The sequence below is a fragment of the Gemmatimonadota bacterium genome, from assembly GCA_016209965.1.
In the GTDB taxonomy this organism is placed as follows: domain Bacteria; phylum Gemmatimonadota; class Gemmatimonadetes; order Longimicrobiales; family RSA9; genus JACQVE01.
This window is the reverse complement of sequence record JACQVE010000315.1, coordinates 1-17,531: the sequence shown is the minus strand read 5'-3', so window position 1 is coordinate 17,531 and position 17,531 is coordinate 1. Positions and strand designations below refer to the sequence as shown.

The following is a 17,531-nucleotide window of genomic DNA, read 5'->3' as shown; positions in this document are numbered from 1 at the left end:
GTGCTCAACAGGTCGATGAGCCCCTCGGCCATCAGCTTCCACGCCAGCCCGCCAATCGTCTCGCCGTACTCGCCCAGCATGCTGCCTGCGTTCACCTGCAGTAGCGCTCCGGCCGCACGCCAGGCCGCGATCTCCGGCAGCTCGACCGGGGAGCCGTCGCGGCGCTAGCGCTCGGGGTGCGCCACGACCGGCCGGCGCCCGACAGCCACCGGTGAGCGAGCTTGACCGCGGGGGAGCACCCCCCGCCCCGGGCCGTGCCCATCGCAGCTTTGTGGGGCAGAGCAACGGGCACGGGTACGGGCACGGGCACGGGTACGGGTATGGGTACGGGTACGGGGACGGGTACGAAGTCAACCATAAACCCCCCGGGTCACTTCCTCCTGACCGAGGTTGACCCCCCGCAGCACGGGGCGGCGTGAGATCCAGCGGCGCTCGAGGAACTCCCGGATCTCGGCCCGCACGCGCTCGGGTGGCCAGTCCAGCAGCTCGGCCATGAGGTGGGCGGCCGGCGCAGCGCAGTCCAGTCCGTCGCACGGCCCGGCGCCGAGCCGGGTGTGGCGGCGCAGGTCCTCGAGGCTGCGGCATCCTTCGGCGCGCACGGCGTAGCGGATCTCGGCCGCGGTGACGGCCTCGGCGCGGCAGACGGGCGCAAGCTCGCCAGGCGCCGCCTCGCCCAGCACGTGGCGCAGCCTCGAGCCCAGCCGCCGCCAGACGCGCTCGAGCGCGGCGGGCGGGAGCGGGATCTCGCGCGCCAGCGCGGTGAAATCCGGTGGCTCTTCCGCACCGGGCAGCGGGCGCTCCCCCGTCCGGCAGGGACGGCGTGGCTGGCCCAGTTTTTCCAGAACGGCGTTCGTGGCCTGCTCGGCGAAGAGGCGGTAGGCGGCGAGCTTCCCGCCGGCCATCGAGAGCAGGCCGGGCACGGCGTCGCGCGTCTCGTGGTCCATCACCTCGTGACGGCGGGAGAGGTCGTCGGGGTCCACGCCCCACTCGAAGATGGTGTTGCGCACCCCGGCCCAGGCGCGCAGCGGGCGCCAGGTGCGGGCCTGTGGCAGTGCCAGCGCCGCGGCCTCGAGGACGTAGGCCACCTCGTCGGCCGTGACCTCGAAGTCCACGAGTGCCGGGTCGCCGTAATACTCGCTGTCGGTCGTGCCCAGGATCGTCTCGGCGCCATGCGGCACGAGGAAGAGCGTACGGCCGTCCACGGCCTGGAGGATCAGGCCGTAGTTGCCGATGCGGCGCTCGAACGTGAGGTGGATGCCCTTGCCCGGACGGAGCGGCACGGCCGCGCCCGCCAGGCTGGCAATCGCGGGCGCCCAGGGCCCCCCCGCGTTGAGGGTGAGGCGAGCCTCGACATCCCGTTCGCGGCCCTCGAGCCGGTCGCGGACGCGCAGGCCGCGCACCGTGCGGCCGGAGAAGAGAAAGGCCACGACCTCGGTGTGGGGGAACAGGTCGGCGCCGGCCTGGCGGGCGTCCAGTGCGTTGAGTGCGGCGAGCCGGAAGACGTCCACGCCCCATTCGTCGAGCGTCAGCGCGCCGGCCACGTCCGGGGCAAGGCCCGGCTCGATGCGCCTGGCCTCTGCCGCCGAGAGGCGGGCGTGGCGCAGGCCGCCCTTGCGGCGGGCGTGGGGGTCGTAGGCGGAGAGGAACGCCTCCATGGCCTCGACAAAGAGCGGCCGGCCGCGGAACAGCGGCCAGAGGAAAGGGATGCGGAAGGTCAGGTGGGGCGCAATGCGCCGCACGCGCCCCGCGTCCTCCGAGGAGACGCGAGTGGTGGGGACGTCGTAGAGCAGGTAGCGGATGCCGCCGTGCACCATGCGAGTGGACGCGCCCGTGGTGCCGGCGCCCCAGTCCTCACGCTCGAAGAGGGCGACCTTGAGGCCGCGCAGCGCTGCGTCCCGCGCCGTGCCCGTGCCATTGATGCCGCCGCCAATTATGGCCAGGTCGTAGAGCATGGAACCTGCTGGAGCCACGAACAATGAGTGCGACCAGTAACACAACCTCGAGCCGGGTCGCCAGGCCAGTCCGTACGATGGGCGGCGCGGCGGGCCTCGAGCCGAGTCCCTGCTCGGGCGGGTGGACGGGCGCGGGCACGGGCGCGGCTGGCGACGAGTATACGCCTGGCCAGGTCTTCCCGTCCATGGCGGGGGCCACTATGTTGGCAGGCAGTGGGGCCGGGCCCATCTTGCCTATCCGTTCCATGCCTAGCGGTCGAATTCACAGATACGGCGGCATCTGGCCATCCCTCCTTTCCGCCGCCCTGCTGCTGGCGCTGGCCGCGCCGGCAAGGCCGGCCTGCGCCCAGACGTCGCGCGCCCAGGAGGAGCTGCGCCTGGGGATCGAAGCCGCGGCCCGGGGCGACACGGTGGGCGCGCTGGCGCGGCTGGACCGGGCAATTTCGCTCGATCCGCGGCTGGCCGAGGCCCATTTCCAGCAGGGGCAGATCTACTCGACGCGGGCCAGCGCCAGGTCCACCCAATACGAGGACCGGATGAAAGCGCAGACCGCCCTCGAGGAGGCACTGCGCCACGACCCGGACAACCCGCTCTATCTGCTCGAGCTGGGGAAGCTGATGCTGAAGCAGCAGATCCGGCTGGATGCGCAGCGGGTGCTCAAGCGGGCGCTGGCTGTGGCGGCGCGTGCGGATGCCGCGACCCTGGCCGAAGTGCACTTCCAGTTGGGTGTGTTGAGGGAGACACAGTGGCTGCGCTTCCGCTACCGGCATAACCTGCCCATGTACATCACACAGGTGGACGCGGGTCGCTCCTTTGCCGACCCGGGCTACGTGTGGCGGCTGCTCGACAACTCGATCTACCCTGGCGAGAACCAGGGGGAGCTCGAGCGCGAGCAGATGCTCGAGCAGTTCCGGGCCGCACTGGCGGCGAACCCGGCGCACGCGGGTGCGGCAGCCCACCTGCTGGCTTATCTCTACGACGAAGGGCAGACCGAGGAGTACGTGGCGCAGGCGCGGCAGTTCGTGCGGGCGCGGAGCACCAGTCCGCTGGCTTACCTGGCACTGGGGCTCGGGCTGCACCGGCTGGCGCGGGAGGACGAGGCCGCGGGCGCGTTCCAGTACGCGCTCTCGCTGATGGTCGAGGGGGAGCGCCGGCAGTTCGAGCACATCGGCCGCATCCTGAGCAAGGACGTGGAGAAGCAGTACATCCAGCTTTCCGAGGCCGGTCAGGCGGAGTATCAGCAGCGCTTCTGGGGCCAGTCGGACCCGCTCTTCCTCACGCCGGCCAACGAGTTCTGGCTCGAGTACATGGCGCGCCTGGCTTACGCGGACATCCGCTTCGGCCTGCCCGAATACGGAGTGCGCGGCTGGGAGACGGACCGCGGCGTCATATACCTGCGCTACGGGCCGCCCGTGCGCAAGGCGACGTTCGGGCCGTCCGTCAGCAATCCAGGCGACTTTGAGGCCTGGGGCAGGATCACGACCGTGTGGACGTATGGCGAGAAGGGTCCCGTCTTCGTGTTCCGCCAGAATCCCGGCTACCGCAACGCGACGTTCGCCAATGATTTCCGCTTTTATGCGGAGGACTATCGCGTGCGCCAGCCGGTGCAGTTGGCGACGCCATCGATCCCGGAGCGCCACCCGCTCCCCATGCAGGTGGCGCGATTCCGGGGCGAGAGGGGGCAGATGGAGGTCGAGATCCACGCCGCCCTGCCGCTCGACAAGTTGATGGAGAAGGCGCCGGTCGCGCGGGGCGAGATCGAGAGCGGGCTCTTTGTGCAGGACGAAAGGGCGCGGGAGATCGAGCGGCTGGTGCGCAAGGACGTGGTCGATTTCCAGACCGAAGCGGGCACGCGGCTCGAGAGCTGGCGGATCGCGCTGCCGGCCGATCGCGAGCGCCAGTTCCTGGTGGGCGTCGAGGCGCGCGAGCCGCTGACCTGGCACGCCGCGGTGGGCCGCGCCGTCGTGCCAGCCAGGCAGTTCCCCGCCGGGCGGCTCGCGGTCTCCGATCCGCTGCTCGCCGACCTGGTCGAGCCGCGCGTGGCGGAGCCGCAGGCGCGGCCGGACTTTCGCATTGTGCCCAACCCCGCTATGTCTTATGCCGCTGAGCGGCCCGTCGCGCTGTACTTCGAGATCTACAACCTGCTGCCGGATCCTGAGCATTACGCGGCCTACGAGCTCGAGCTGATCGTTACGGTGAAGGAGATCCACCGCACCGGGCCAGCGCTCAAGAAGCTGCTGGGCGAGCTGGCGGACAAGTGGGGGCTGACTCCCGAGGGATCCCAATCGGTGCAGCTCCGGTTCGAGAAGCAGGCGCGCGTGCTGGCCCGTGACCTGATCCCGGAGTACTTCCAGGTGCAGTTGCCGGACGCGCCGCCGGGTCGCTACGCCTTGAGGCTGCTGATCAGGGACCGCAACGCGGGGCGCGAGGCGGCCGTCGAGCGAGAGTTCCGCATCCACGAGCAAGAGGCCAGGCCTTGATGCCGAGATGCCTTAGGGCAGTGCACGTGTTGCTGGCTGCGACCATGTTGCTGGCGCCGGCCGGCCAGCTCCGCGCGGGCTGGGCGCAGGAGGCGGAGCAGTCCGAGGCCACGGCGTACCGCCGCTGGGTCCTGGCCCTGGTGGGCGCTGCGGTGGCCACGGTTCCCGCATTGCTGACCAAGGAGAAGGAGGATGCGCGGGGCGCTTGCCAGTCGAAGGCGTGTCTGACCGCACTGGCGGCGACCATGGGTGCGTCGGCGGGTTTCCTGATCGGGCGGGAGCGGGACCAGGCGGCGGCGCGGCGCAACGCAGGTGGACCGACGCTCAAGCTGGAGACGCGGGCGGTCGAGCTGGATCTCTTGCCGGAGCGGCTGACGGCCTACCAGGGCGGGGCGGTGGTGGTGGGGCGGGAGGGGATGGCGGCTGTGCAGCAGGATGGCCGGATCAACCGGCTGGCGGGCGACATGCGGGGCGTGCAGGCGGCGGCGGGGCTGCCCGCGCATGATGCCCTGCTGGCGGCGACCGCGTCGGGCGTCTTCTCCTTCCCGCTGCGCGACCGGGCGCCAGGGCGGCTCGTGCTGCAGCAGGGGGGTGCGGCGCTGGAGCCCATGGGTGCAGACCAGGTGGCCCTGGGCGGCGGCGCGCTGCTGCGTCGCCTGAAGCTGACCGGGCAGGGCGCCATGCTGCAGCTCGAGGAGGAGGCGCGGGCGGCCAGCCCGGGCGCCTTCACGGCGCTGGCGTACTCGCCCTTTGCCGGCGTGTTGTGGAACCTCTCGCATGACCGGCTGGTGGCCCGCTCCGCCGCCGGCTTCGAGGAAGTGGGCAGTGTGACGCTGCCGGCCGGCGGTCGCTCGCTCTCGCTCAGTGGTGGGCGCGCCCTGGTCGCCGCCGGCTCACAGGGCGTGTTCCTGCTGGACATCTCGCAGCCCGACGCCCCGCGCATCATGAGCCAGGTGCAGGGCCTGCGCTTCGCCTTCGACGCCGTGCTGGAGGGCGACCGGGCCTACGTGGCGTTGGGCCGGCAGGGCCTGCTGGTGATCGACGTGTCCGATGTCGCACACCCGCGCACCATCGGCGTGGCCCGCAACCTGGGGTTCGTGAGTGAGGTGGACCTGGCGGGCGCGGGCAAGGTGTACGCCCTGGACCGCGAGGGAGGGCGCCTCTTCACGGTGGACACTGGGGCGGCCGCCGCAGCCTCGAGCGGGCGGGAGTGACGCCGGCGCCGGCCCCGGCACAGCTTCGGGGCCGCCGGTGTACAGCCTGCCGGGTGCCAGGGATCGCTCCGCCACCAGGCTGTTGAAGGATATGCACGGAGTCGCAGGAAGCAGAAGCGAAGAGCTGAGCCGGCGCTACCGGCATGAGCTGGCCCGCGGCCTGGGGGCATCGGTGCTGCTGCACCTTCTGCTCTTCCTGCTCTTCCGGGGCGGCACGCCTCCCTCCCCCTTTGCCGCCGCCGGCCCGCGCGCGGGCGATGACCGGGCAGCGCCCGGCGGCGGGCTCGAAGCCGTGACCATCCGCATCCCCACCTCCGAGGTCCAACCCGAGCCTGTGCCCGTGCCCGAGCCGGTGCCCGAAGTCGAGATCCGCGAGCCGGAGGTGAAGCCCGTGAACCTGGCCGACCTTCAGGGGCTGCTGGGTCAGGAGAAGGGGCCCGATCAGGGGCCAGGGCTCGAGGGAGGCGAGGGGAAGGGGGACGGCGGAACGGCCATGGAAGGCCGGTTCCGCGTCATCCCGCCCTCACCCCGCGGCATGATCCTGCCGCCCGGCGACCGGCCGGGCGGAGTGCGCGGCAAGGAGATCGCCGTCTGGGTCTTCGTCACCGAGGCCGGGCGTGTGGTCGGCGATTCCACCCGGCTGCGCCCGCCTACCGGAGACCGCGGCTTCGACGCCAAGCTGAAGCACCAGGCCGCGGAATGGGTGTTCGAGCCCGCCCGCCGCGGCGGCCGCCCCGTCGCCGAATGGTTCCAGTACGTGGTGAGCCTGTAGCCCGCTCCCGCTCCCGATCCCGCTCCCGGTCCGTCCCCTATCCGTACCCTCACCCCGTGCCCGGCCCGAGCCCGTGCCCGTGCCGCGCCTGGCGCATGACTCCAGGCGTGATTTGCAGGGACTACGCCTTGTCGTGTGATCTCAACCGGGGCGCTTCCAGAGACTTGCGCAGCTCCTCGTCCCGCGTCTCGAGCAATTCCTGGGCGATCCGCGTCTGGAGGAGCCGGCGTTCCTCGGGAGAGCCGGGGTTCTCATCCTCCACGCGCTCGGCCACCTCGCGGATGAGTTCGCGGATAAGCTGCTGCGTCTGGGGCCCGACGCCGCCCGCCGTCAGCACATCCGCGGGCGCCCTGCCCTCGAGTTCCGCCCGCGGCGTGACCAACGAGATCTGCTCGACGAGCCGCGTGAAGATCAGCGCTTCCTCCACACTCCACCACCGGCCGGGCGTGAGATAGGGCGCTGTGACATCGCCTTGCGAGCTGTCGGCAATGCGTTGCACCAGCTCCTCGAACTCGGGCAGCTCGTTGCCGGCGCCGGCCATGTCGTCGTGGAACTGGTCGTAGGCGGAGCGCACATCCTCGCCGTCCAGCGTGTCGATCCAGTCGGGACTGGCCCCGTACAGCAGTTGCTCGATCTGAGGGGCGATCATGTGGGCGGCGACGCGCCCCTCCTCGGGGATGGGGAACGCCTCGGGGAAGGGCGTCACGCCGTCGCCCACCACGTACTCCTCGGGCCCGACGGGAAAGAGGGCGCCGAAGATGTCGAAGCCGGCCCGGAGCAAGCGGGTCAGCCCCGGCTCGCGCAATCGGATCCGCTCGTGGGTGACCCGGTCCTCCAGCTCGAAGCCGTAGTCGGGGCGGACGCGGGTGATGGCGTAGATAGAGTAGCGCGCTCGGGCGAAGCGGCGCAGCGCCTCGAGGTGCTTCTCAGACGCGCCCGGCACGTGCTCGAGCGCGCGCTCGGCCAGGGTTGGCCGCTCACCGGGTCGCGCCACGAAGAACGCCCACTCGAGGAAGCGCGGCAGGATCGCTTCGTGCATGTCAGGCATGTCCCGCATATGGCGCGGCTCGGGGGCGCGGTTGAATGTCCAGCCCAGCCGCCGCACGATGGACTTGCACTCGGGCAGCCGGCTGGCCAGCTCGGCCAGTTCCTGGTACAGCGCCGGGCGGCTGCCCCTCTGCGCGGGTGCCGGGACCTCCGGCATCATGAGCTGCGGCGCCCGTTCGGCCGGGTAGAGCAGGTCGGGGTCGTAGGACACGTCCATCGCGGGGTGGGCGACGTTGCCCGGCAGCTCCACGCGCTCCGCCACCGCCTGGCTGCGCCGCAGCGCGCGCCGGTGCCGGTTCGCGAAGCGGGCGCAGGCACGGAGCGCGGCTGTCAAGAGCTCGAGCTCGGCGGCATTGGCGTCGCCGGCCTCCTGCTCGGCCGTGCGGCGGACCGCCAGCGGGAACGCGGAGGGGCCGGCCACGCGCCAGCGGTGCAGCCGCCGCTCCTCCAGCATGCGCAGGGGCGCGTCACGCTCGGACTCGAAGGTGAGGCCCAGGACGTCGATCGGCGCGCCCTCCGTGAACAGCGCGGCGGGGCCGCCCGAGAGGTAGAGCACCAACCCGTAAACCTCCTGGGAGGCGCCCATGACCGTGGCGTAAACGGGCTCTTCGCCATCCTCCAACTCCAGCCGCAGCACCTGCCGCTCGACCAGGGCCCGCCACGGCGCCGCACGGTAGTAGGCGGCCGCTGCCTCGAAGAACCGTGCGACCACGCCGGGATCCACGCGCCCGCCCTGAACATAGCTGCGCGCCGGGTGCCGCACGGCCAGGTAGAGGCCGAGCCCGCGCGCCTGCCGGCCGGCCGTCTCAAGCTGGTCAACCTGGACGACGTCGAGCTCCAGCCCCTCCGTGCGCGCCTTGACCGCCGCGGCGAGGAGCGGGTCGACGAGACGGAGCGTGCGGGGCCGGCGCGGTGGGCCATGCATCGGCTCACGCATTGCCTGGAAGAACAGGTCCACGAAGGCGCCGGGAAGCTGGTCCGGCCCGACCATGCCGGTAGCCAGGAGTTGCTCCGTCCCCACCTCGCACCACACCAGTACCCGCACATCCACCTCGGGCGGGACCCCCGGCACCAGGTCGCCCAGCGGCACGGCGTCCCCCTCCCAGATGGCATCCAACTGGATGAGCTCCGAGATGGGAACCCCAGACGCCTTGCCCGCGCCCCCGGCCCCGGGCCACCAGGGATGCTTGCCGCCGGGTGGAGTGGGACGCTTGCCCTTGGGACGTCTCCGCTTCGGCATCGCCTTCCTGGTACCGGGGTGTGGCTGCGACCGGCCAAGACTGGCCGCGACACCGCCGCCCCGCGCCGCGTGCCGGGGCCGCCGAATGCGTCGTGGCCCCGCCCCTGCCGCGTACGCAAGCGTGGCATCCCCGCGGGCACCGGCCCTCACTGGCGCAAACTACCATGGAAGCCGCGGGCAGCGCCAGCCGGCTGGCCGAATGAGCCGGCTGCAACAGTCGCCCGCCGTGGTGAGGCATGCGGGACGGCGACTGACTCTAGCTCTTAGAGCCGGCTGTTCCAGTAACGGACGCGGTAACGCGGTTTACGTCGGTCGTGCGCGATGGCGAGAACCCGGATCGTCCCTTGCGCTTGCAGGTAGATCACGTGGTATCTCGGCGGCCCACTCCGCCTGCACATCGCCAACGCTTGCATCGGTCTCGTCCAGGCTTGCGAGCAGCTCGGCGGCGACGTCGGCCCGCTCTTCCGGCGGCAGCGCGTCAACGCTGGCGGTCCGGCGCTGGCTCGAAACGGCGCGCCGGGCCACTCCATTGGCGAGTTCTACAAACTCGCCGACGTGGTCGTCCGGGCCGTTCTGGAAGTGGTCACCAGGGCAGCACACCGGTAGCAGGCGGCTCGTTCTGGTCCTCCTGGGCTGATGTACAGGCCGAGGGCGAATACGCTCCGTCGAGGGCAGTCGGGGGAGAGTTCGGCGCGGGTTGGCGGGTGCCGGACGCCGCAAGATGATGCAGGGCGAGGCCGCTAAGCAAGGTGCTGGTGTTCTTGCCGGGAGGACGTTAGACGGCAATGACAGGTACGGCACTCAGGATGACCGGCCGAGCCCAGCCCGAGCCCGAGCCCGAGCCCGAATCAGGGCCTGCTGAACCTCACCAACCTGCCCGAGAACTTGAACTCGCCGACCCACAGATAGCGGCCGTCGAAGCCGAGAGCGCCGGGCCAGAACAGCTTGTTGCGGCCGATCTCCGGCTTGGTATCCGCCGCGTTGTCCTCGCCCAGAATCCAGTCGTGCGATTGGCCACTGGTCGCGGACAGCACGTCGTTCCAGACCTTTACCCGGTTGAAGCCCGTATCGGCCACGTACAGCCGGCCCTGCACGATGAGCGCGTCCTCCGGCAGGTTGAACGTGCCCACACCACCCACGGTGCCGATCGGCTGCACGGTGTTCGACAGCTCCGAGACGCGATAGACCACCGCGTTGTGGTTGCTCCGGACGTTCGCAACCAGGTACTCGCCATCGCTCGCGATGCGGCTGGCGAACGCCGAGGGCAGCATGATCGTGTACTTCGGCTCGCTGCTGGATGTGGGGAGCCCCTCCCAGACGTAGATCCTTCCGTTCTGGTCCGACAAGTAGAAGTACCGGTCATCGAGCGCCACGCCCTGCAGGTTGCTGAACGAGACCGAGCCGGCGCCCGTGAGGGTCCGGTCGGCGGGCTCGCCGTTGAGCGGGATGCTGGTCCAGATGTGCACGGTGCTCTCGCCCGCCATCACGAACGTGTTGCCCCAGATCGCGTTGTCGCGCGGCTGGTTCGACACGGAGATGGTCACGTCGGGGTGCGTGCCGCTCGCGCTCGGGATCGTGCGCCAGACGTAGAGCTTGCGGTCGAAGTCCGACGATACGAGCAGGCTGGTCCCGTTGGTCGCCGGGGTCGGGTTCGTGATGAAGAAGTTGGTCTCCAGCGTGTTCTGGCTGATGCTCGAGGCGCCCACGGCGAAGTCGGGCTGCTGGCTCGAGCCGGTCGGCAGCGCGTTGTACGCCAGGATCTTGTTCCCGTTCGCCACGGACAGGAACAACTTGCCGTTGGTGTGGGCCGCGTGCGAGCCGTCGCCGGTCTTGAACTCGTAGCTGACGGTCAGGTCCGGGTTCGTGGCCGCGCTGGTGGGGACGCTGTTCCAGATGTGCAGGTGGCGGCCCAGCAGGATCAGCTTGCCCGCCGGTGTGATGTCGCCCTGCATCCACGCGGCGTTCGGGTCGAAGGGCGAGTTGCGGAAAAAGCTGTAGGCCTGGTTGTCCGTGGTGGGGAACGTATTCCAGAAGAAGTTGCCCTGCTGATTCGAGACCCGCGGGTTGTGGTCGCCAATGATCAGCGCTGTGCCGTTGCTCGTGATCGTGCGCGGCGTGCCGAAATCGCCGGTCAGGGTGAGGCTAGCTGCCGCATTGTCCGCGGTGGGGAAGCTGTTCCAGATGTAGGTCCGGCCGTCTCTGGTGCTGGTCGCGACCAGCTTGGTGCCGTTGGTCCACACGCCCCAGGGCCAGCGCAGGTCACCCGAGACGACCACGTCGGCCGCCTGGCCGTTCTGCGTAGGCGGCGAGTTCCAGATCAGCAGCCGGTCGTTGTAGGCGTCGGCGACCACGACGCGCGTGCCGTCCGTCGAGACCTGCACGGGCCAGTTCATCTGGTTCCGGCCAACGCCCGGGTTGTTGCTCGTGAAGTCCGGCTGGCCGAGCACGAGATTGGGCGCGGTATTGCCCGTGGGCAGGGTGGTCCAGACCAGCACGCGGTTGTTGTTGCGGTCGGCCAGGTACAGCCGCGTGCCGTCGGTCGCAATACCCGCCGTGTGGTTGAACAGCAGTGAGCCGCCCGTGTTGTTGAAGTCGATGCCGGAGAGCATCAGGTCGGCATTCTGCCCCGTGACGAAGCTGGTGCGCGCACCGACGGTGATGGACAGGGTCGATGAACTGGTGCGCCCGTGCGCGTCCGTGGCGGTCAGCCGCGCGGCAAACGTGCCGCTGGAGGGGAAGGTGTGCCGCTGTGAGACCGTGGAGATGCAGTTGCTGATCGTGTAGTCGGTCGCGCCATCACCATTCGCGTCGAGCGTGCAGCTCACCGCGTCGCCATCCGGGTCGGACACCGACCAGCCGAAAGTGGTGGCCTGCCCCGCATCGACGAATGCGTAGGATGCGAAGAACTTGGCGACGGAGGGCGCGCGGCTCTGCACCGTCACCGCTGCCGTGTCGCTCTTCCCCTCGCTCGTGGCGATGATGTTCGCTGAGCCGGCCGCCACACCCGTGACCAGGCCGGTCGTGCTGACGCTGGCCACGGTCGAGGCCGAACTGCTCCAGCTGATGCTGGCGTTGGTCTTGGCGACGCCGTTCGAGTCGGACGCCGTCGCAGTCAGCCGCGTCGTGTCGCCGATCTCGATCGTGGGCGCGCTCGGGCTGACGCTCACGCTCGCGACGATCTGGCGGGACAGGATGCTGGCCGTATCGGCGGCGGCATCGGCCGCGGCGCGAATGCGGGCCGTACCGGCGGTGCGCGAGATCACGCGGCCGATCGAGGTGACGGAAGCGACCGCGGTGTCCAGACTGCTCCACGAGATGCCCGCGCTCGCGATCGCGTTGCCGGTGCGGTCGCGCGCGGCGGCGGCAAGCACGATGGTGTCGCCGATGGCGTTGATCGTGTCGGCGTCAGGCGTGATGATCACCGTCGTCGCGACCTGTGCGACCCGCACGCGCGCGGTGTCAGCCTTGCCCGCCGTCGTGGCGACGACGCTGCCAGCGCCGTTTGCGCGCGCCCGAACCAGGCCGGTGGCGTCCACGGTCGCGATGGTCGTGTCGAGTGACGTCCAGATGAAGCTCGCACCCGTGACGGCGTTGCCGAAGCGGTCCTGAGCGCTGGCGCTCAGCCGGCTGGTGTCGCCGACCGCCGTGAAGCGGAGGCTGTCCGGGTTAAGGCGGACGGACGCTGCGGCATCCGCCGCGCCCGTGGCCGTGAAGGCGGCCGGGGTGAGTGAGCCGACCGTCGCCGTGGCCGTGTTCGCGCCCGCCGTCGTCCCCAGTGTCCAGGTGGTGCGCGCCTGACCGGAAGCATCGGTCGTCGACGAGCTCGGCGCGACCGAGCCGCCGCCGGCCGTCACCGCCCAGCTCAAGCTCACGCCGCTCAGCGCAGCGCCAGCCGAATTCGTGACGCGGGCGACGAGCTCGGACGCCAGCGCCGCGCCCACCGTGCCGCTCTGGCCATCGCCGCTCACCTTCGCGACCGCGGCCGGCCGCGTGCTGCCGCCGCCCGGCCCCGTGCCGTCGTCGCCGCCCGAACAGGTGGCGAAGCTCACCAAGCAGGTGGAAATGAAGAGAGCGACGAGGGCGCTGCGCCTGGGCGTCGACGATCGGCCGGCCATCTAGGTCCTCCGTGAGACATGAAACAGGATTGTAGCGTGTGCTGGTACGGCGAACTGCCGCCTCGCGCCCGGAAACTACGAGGGGGCATCACCGCCCGGTCACCTGGGCGTCGCGGCCGCCTGTGTCGAGGGGGAAGGACGGATCGTTCTGCTTCTTGAACTTGGGCCTTTCTCTCATGGATAGAGTAACCAGCTAATACTCATATTCGTTGGTAATTCTATCCCGAAAGGCGAGGCGTGTCAACCCGACGACGATTTGGGTGCGGCTCTTTTTGAACGACGCGTAACGACGCGGCTAACCGAGTTCGCATCGCACCACAAGGCATTGGTATGGCGCCGCTTACGTGATAGTCACGTGCGTCTCGCGGGTACCGGCAGCGACCGGTCGGAGCCTCTGACTGGTCGTCCAACAGAGCACTTACCGGTCTACGGAAGCATACGTGGGCGGAATCGATACGTTAGGCCGCAGTCCCAAGCGCGTAAGTCTATGCCGTATAAGGCAAAGCGAATCGTTCCAGAAGAGCCGCACCCCGACGATTTCCGCGGACACTCCGACTACGTGTGGACGTTGGAGCTCATCCACGACGGCGCGGTCACTCTGACCAGCCGGATCGTGGGTTCGGATATCGAGGTATATCGAGGACCAGACGACACTGTCCGGACCGTTCCGTAGCGGGGGGTGCGGCACCGGGTGTCGGCGCCCGCGCCCGCACGCTGTTCCGGCCCCGCTACTGCCCCTGCCCCCGCGAGTAGCAGCCTGCCTCGCCGTCGAAGTCGTACAGGTTCTCGGTCTTGACGACCTCGAGACCCACCTCCTAGGGCAGCTGACGGATCTCCCAGGCTGAGACTATTATAGCATGCCAAGGCGACGAGGCGCTCGATCCCACAGCCGTCGCAGCGGGCGCGGGCGAAGCCGTGGGCGAGGAGACCGCAGCGCAGGTAGGCGCGGAAGTCGTTCTCGACCCAGAAGGGCACGCCGTCGCCCAAGGGATCGGCCTCGGCCGCGCGGGCGAGGAAGGTTTCGAGGTGGTGCTGGACGATCGGGTAGAGAGGCGTGGCGGTTGGATTGCGGGGGCGGTAGACGGGGCCGGAGCCGGCCTCACTGGCCGGGCGAGTTGGGACAGGTGGACGAGGGTTCGCATGGGCGCGTGGAGTACGAAGGGGCCGGGTCGCGGTGGTGGGCATGCGCCAGGCTGCGCCCGCTGCCGGGGCACGGCCATGCATCGCCGCGTTTCGCGCGGGCCAAGGGCGAAGGGCTATGCCTTCGATCCGGCCGCGTGCCTGCCCGCCTGACGAGCAATGTCGCCATACAGCCCGTCGGGTGCGACGTCGAGGCCGCCCGGCCACACTATCGTTCCGCTCTCAGGGTCTACGGCTACGCGAGAGAACTCTGACGGATCGTCAGTCCACCGCTTGAAGACGCCTCGGCCAGCGAGATCCGAGAGGTCAGCCACGCCTTCAAGGCCGTCCTCGAAACGTATCCAGACTTTGAAGTCCGCTCGAGCCTCCACTTCAACGATGTCGTACAGCATGTTAGCACCTCCTATGTGAGGGGCTCGATCTTGCCAACCGGCTCGTTGTTCATGGCCCTTCGCCAAGCGAGGCGCAGCTCATCCTGGTGGAGAGCGGCCCATTCAACTACAAGACCCAGCGCCCGGGGCGACAAGTTGCCCGCGAGGACGGAGAGATCCTCGATCGCAATACTGGCCTTTTCCCCGGCATACCTCGCATGGAAATGCGGCGTGCCGTGGTCTCCCCAGTACATGTAGATCGCGACTCCGAAGAACTCACTGAGCTTTGGCACGGTTGCGTCCGCGTGCATGTCAGGCTGACCCGGAAAGGTACGATCGCCTTATCAAGAACGGAAGGGCAATGCTCCCTTTGGTGCCTTAGCGAGCTCTTGGACGTCGAGGCGCTCGAGGGCGAAGGGCGGGCGCAGTAGCGCAGGAGCCGCTCTCGGCCGGCACGGTCGCTGCCCTCGACGCGCACGGAGGCATCGATGCTGAAGCCCCCGGCGGCTTGCCAGGTGAGCATGTCCTGGGCGACGTAGTCCTCGAGAAGGCCGCGGCGTACGAACTGGCGGAGCACGCGGCGCTGGACGGTGCACTCGAGCCGGTCGCGTCGCACCGATGCCCACGCGATCTGGAGGACCCGACTGGCGGAGGCACGCGGCTTCCGTCATGTTTTGGCTGGACCGGCGGGGGGTTCTCGGTCTATTGCGTACGCGCGAAACGACGTGCCCTGTTGCTGGTGGTACAGAAGGAGTAGCCGGCGCCAGTTGGCGCCGGTGGCGGTCAGCGGTTGGGAGGCCCGGGTTTGCAAGCCGGGAGGGTTCCGATGAGCGAGCAGCCACGGGATGGCGCTCAGCCTTTCTACCCGCTTGCGGAGGAGATCCTGAGTTCACTCAGGGAGTGTCCGGAAGCAGGGGACATCATCCTGGGCGGCTATTTTGCGCTCAAGCAATACCTGGACTATCGAGCCACGCACGATCTCGACGCGTGGTGGAGGACGGGAAGAACGGAAGGGGCGGTTGCCTGTATTCAGCGCGTGATGCGCGCAGTGGCCGACCGCCACGGCCTGAGGTTCGCCCAGCGCGAGTGGGGCGAGACCCTTTCCTTCGAGCTGGCGGATGAGCGGCGCAAGATCTTCAGCTTCCAGATCGCCGTGCGCTCGCTTGAACTGGAGCCGCCGCGGAAGAGCGCGTGGGAGCCGGTGCTCGTCGAGAGCCTGGCGGACAACGTGGGCAGCAAGATGAACGCGCTCGTGCAGCGGGGTGCGCCGCGAGACTTCGTGGACATCATGGAGCTCGTCACGCGCGGGATCGTATCCCTCGAGCAGTGCTGGGACTGGTGGGCGCGAAAGAATCCCGGTATCGACCTCGACCAGGCAAGGGCGCAGGCGTTGCGACATCTGCAAGCGCTGGGGCAGCGCCGGCCGCTCGCCGCCATCGCGGATGCAGGGGAGCGCGCCGCCGCGCGCCGCGCCCGAGCGTGGATCCGGCGAACCCTGCTCCGGGTCCCCGCCGATCCCGACCATGACGTGTAGGTGGAGCGACAAAGCGATGTACATCGACCACAGCGTCTATCCTGATCTCGATATCCCTCCCGATCGGTTCCGCGACGCCGGCGAGCGCGCCGATTACATTCACCGGACGTGCGCGGCGTGGGACTTCGGCATTGTACCTGAACTGGAAACGTTCCGCCTGTTTCGCGGGTGGCGTGATGTCTTCGACCAGTACCCGCTCCCCCACTCGCCGGCCTACCATGCGTTTCGCGCCTGGTTCGGCTGGCCGGAAGCGGAGAAGGGCGCCGTGCTCGAAACGTATGCCGAGCGGCTGGACCGGCGGGAGGAACGCGACGACCCCTGCAGGACGATGCTGTAGCTGGCTGGGCGGGAGCGGCCCGCGAGGGGATCCATTGAGCTGCATGCGGCCGTCGGCGAGCGCGCCGGAGACAATCGCCTTCCCGTCCGGCGTCCAGTCCAGGCCGCCGTAGGTGGCGTTTGTCGCGTGCGGTGCGGGTGCCGTGCGGGTGCGCGTGCGGGTGCGGACTACAGCTCCTCGCGCAGGCGCACTTTCACCTTCCGGAGTTCTTTGCGCGCCCACTCGCCCGTAGAGGTGCCCCGGAACTTTTCCGCCAGGCGCGCCAGCTCGGGCGCGGCGCGGCCGGGCTGGTTCAGCCTGGTTAGATAGATCTCGACGATCTCGCGGCCGACCAGCATCTCGCGTCCCGGGTCGATCTGCGTTTCGTTCCGCCCCCTACGGAACCAGGTCAGCGCCTCCTCGTAATTGCCGAGCTTGTCGCGCAGCAGTCGCGCAATGCGCAGGTACGGCTCCGGATCCTCCGGGTTCTCCTCAGAATCCCTCCGATACGCCGCCATGGCGGCGTCGTAAAGGCCTCGCCGGGCCAGCGATTCCGCGTACGAGTACTCGGCTGGCGCCGGCGTGGTATCGCCGCTGGGCATGTAGATCTTGTGGAACAGCCGGCCGGGCAGCTCGACGGCATACCAGCCCAGGACGGCGCCGATGGCGAACCCTGTGATCGCGGCGATGGCATTGCCGAACAGCGCCGCGCCCAGCAGCGATACGCCGAGCCCCCAGGCAAATGAAACCCCGAGCTGCTTGCCTAGCAGGCGCACGTCGCGCTGGTCGACATCCTTCAGGGCCTTCCAGGGATTTCGTCGCGGGCGATGTGACTCGGGAGCTGCTGGAATGCTCATGGGGCGCGACGTCGGGTCGGCTGACGCCCTGCCGCTCGGCAGCGCATCAGGCGGTCCGCCGCCGCGTTGCGATGAGCCTGCGGCGAAGAAAATGGAGAAGCGCGCGGTCACCCGCCAGCCGAGGCATTTTGGCCCCGTGGACGAGAGCGGTCCGGAAGGGGGCGAAAGCCCATTATGCGGAAATGGTCATCCGTCGTGATCACCTCGGTCATACGCGGCTCGCGCATCACGGCGAAGCTGGTGCAGTCGGTGAACGAGAACGCCTGGTCGTGGTACTTCCGCAACAGCGCCTTGGCTCTGTCGAACCGCTCGGCGCCGATCCACTCCAGATCGAGGGCAGCCGTTCGGTCCAGAAGATCGAGGAGCCGGATGGCCGCCACTGACCCCGAGCGGGCCTTCGCCAGCGTGCACGATTCATCAATCACGTAGTCCGTCGATACGAGCTGCGCACGCTCGCCGATCAAGTGCCGAACGAGCGCCACCGTCCGGCCGT

At 69.4% G+C, this 17,531-nt stretch carries 14 protein-coding genes; 5 read left to right on the top strand and 9 right to left on the bottom strand.

Annotated elements, in window-relative coordinates:
• Nucleotides 1-350: 350 nt before the first annotated feature.
• Nucleotides 351-1,952, bottom strand: coding sequence for an FAD-dependent oxidoreductase (locus HY703_12565; GenBank protein ID MBI4546025.1), 1,602 nt, complete (start codon nt 1,950-1,952; stop codon nt 351-353).
• A gap of 245 nt (nt 1,953-2,197) precedes the next feature.
• On the opposite strand from HY703_12565, the gene HY703_12560 reads away from it, so the two are divergent.
• The 3 genes from HY703_12560 to HY703_12550 all read left to right on the top strand — a co-directional run bounded on the left by HY703_12560 (nt 2,198) and on the right by HY703_12550 (nt 6,418).
• On the top strand, nt 2,198-4,432 hold the full coding sequence (locus tag HY703_12560) for a GWxTD domain-containing protein (GenBank protein ID MBI4546024.1): 2,235 nt from the start codon (nt 2,198-2,200) through the stop codon (nt 4,430-4,432).
• A gap of 26 nt (nt 4,433-4,458) precedes the next feature.
• Nucleotides 4,459-5,646 carry a hypothetical protein gene (locus HY703_12555; protein MBI4546023.1) on the top strand — a complete coding sequence of 396 codons (1,188 nt, stop codon included), beginning with the start codon at nt 4,459-4,461 and terminating at the stop codon, nt 5,644-5,646.
• Between the two features lie 91 nt (nt 5,647-5,737).
• On the top strand, nt 5,738-6,418 hold the full coding sequence (locus HY703_12550; GenBank protein ID MBI4546022.1) for a hypothetical protein: 681 nt from the start codon (nt 5,738-5,740) through the stop codon (nt 6,416-6,418).
• A 121-nt stretch (nt 6,419-6,539) separates the two neighbouring features.
• On the opposite strand, the gene HY703_12545 is transcribed toward HY703_12550, so the two are convergent.
• The 6 genes from HY703_12545 to HY703_12520 all read right to left on the bottom strand — a co-directional run bounded on the left by HY703_12545 (nt 6,540) and on the right by HY703_12520 (nt 14,624).
• Complete coding sequence (locus HY703_12545; protein ID MBI4546021.1) at nt 6,540-8,582, bottom strand: hypothetical protein; 2,043 nt, start codon at nt 8,580-8,582, stop codon at nt 6,540-6,542.
• A gap of 426 nt (nt 8,583-9,008) precedes the next feature.
• Nucleotides 9,009-9,305 carry an addiction module protein gene (locus HY703_12540; protein MBI4546020.1) on the bottom strand — a complete coding sequence of 99 codons (297 nt, stop codon included), beginning with the start codon at nt 9,303-9,305 and terminating at the stop codon, nt 9,009-9,011.
• A 248-nt stretch (nt 9,306-9,553) separates the two neighbouring features.
• On the bottom strand, nt 9,554-12,820 hold the full coding sequence (locus HY703_12535; GenBank protein MBI4546019.1) for an Ig-like domain-containing protein: 3,267 nt from the start codon (nt 12,818-12,820) through the stop codon (nt 9,554-9,556).
• A gap of 555 nt (nt 12,821-13,375) precedes the next feature.
• Nucleotides 13,376-14,005: a transposase zinc-binding domain-containing protein gene (locus HY703_12530; protein ID MBI4546018.1), complete on the bottom strand. Its 630-nt coding sequence runs from the start codon at nt 14,003-14,005 to the stop codon at nt 13,376-13,378.
• 71 nt (nt 14,006-14,076) lie between these two features.
• Entirely contained in the window at nt 14,077-14,352 is a 276-nt protein-coding gene (locus HY703_12525) for a DUF2442 domain-containing protein (GenBank protein ID MBI4546017.1), read from the bottom strand.
• 11 nt (nt 14,353-14,363) lie between these two features.
• On the bottom strand, nt 14,364-14,624 hold the full coding sequence (locus tag HY703_12520) for a DUF4160 domain-containing protein (protein MBI4546016.1): 261 nt from the start codon (nt 14,622-14,624) through the stop codon (nt 14,364-14,366).
• Between the two features lie 533 nt (nt 14,625-15,157).
• On the opposite strand from HY703_12520, the gene HY703_12515 reads away from it, so the two are divergent.
• Both HY703_12515 and HY703_12510 read left to right on the top strand, forming a co-directional pair.
• Nucleotides 15,158-15,865, top strand: a complete 708-nt coding sequence (locus HY703_12515) for a hypothetical protein (protein MBI4546015.1) — start codon at nt 15,158-15,160, stop codon at nt 15,863-15,865.
• Nucleotides 15,866-15,881: 16 nt separating this feature from the next.
• Nucleotides 15,882-16,202 (top strand): hypothetical protein, encoded by a 321-nt coding sequence (locus HY703_12510; GenBank protein MBI4546014.1) that lies wholly within the window; start codon nt 15,882-15,884, stop codon nt 16,200-16,202.
• A gap of 167 nt (nt 16,203-16,369) precedes the next feature.
• On the opposite strand, the gene HY703_12505 is transcribed toward HY703_12510, so the two are convergent.
• Together HY703_12505 and HY703_12500 are read right to left on the bottom strand one after the other, a co-directional pair.
• The gene (locus tag HY703_12505; GenBank protein MBI4546013.1) at nt 16,370-17,038 is read right to left on the bottom strand and encodes a tetratricopeptide repeat protein; all 669 of its coding nucleotides are present in this window, start codon (nt 17,036-17,038) and stop codon (nt 16,370-16,372) included.
• A 107-nt stretch (nt 17,039-17,145) separates the two neighbouring features.
• Entirely contained in the window at nt 17,146-17,502 is a 357-nt protein-coding gene (locus tag HY703_12500; GenBank protein ID MBI4546012.1) for a type II toxin-antitoxin system VapC family toxin, read from the bottom strand.
• Nucleotides 17,503-17,531 lie beyond the last annotated feature (29 nt).

Coding starts and splice junctions, on each gene's coding strand:
- HY703_12565 (MBI4546025.1), bottom strand. CDS start 1,952: ATGCTCTACGACCTGGCCATAATTGGCGGCGGCATCAATGGCACGGGC.
- HY703_12560 (MBI4546024.1), top strand. CDS start 2,198: ATGCCTAGCGGTCGAATTCACAGATACGGCGGCATCTGGCCATCCCTC.
- HY703_12550 (MBI4546022.1), top strand. CDS start 5,738: ATGCACGGAGTCGCAGGAAGCAGAAGCGAAGAGCTGAGCCGGCGCTAC.
- HY703_12535 (MBI4546019.1), bottom strand. CDS start 12,820: ATGGCCGGCCGATCGTCGACGCCCAGGCGCAGCGCCCTCGTCGCTCTC.
- HY703_12530 (MBI4546018.1), bottom strand. CDS start 14,005: ATGCCCACCACCGCGACCCGGCCCCTTCGTACTCCACGCGCCCATGCG.
- HY703_12525 (MBI4546017.1), bottom strand. CDS start 14,352: ATGCTGTACGACATCGTTGAAGTGGAGGCTCGAGCGGACTTCAAAGTC.
- HY703_12515 (MBI4546015.1), top strand. CDS start 15,158: ATGAGCGAGCAGCCACGGGATGGCGCTCAGCCTTTCTACCCGCTTGCG.
- HY703_12510 (MBI4546014.1), top strand. CDS start 15,882: ATGTACATCGACCACAGCGTCTATCCTGATCTCGATATCCCTCCCGAT.
- HY703_12505 (MBI4546013.1), bottom strand. CDS start 17,038: ATGAGCATTCCAGCAGCTCCCGAGTCACATCGCCCGCGACGAAATCCC.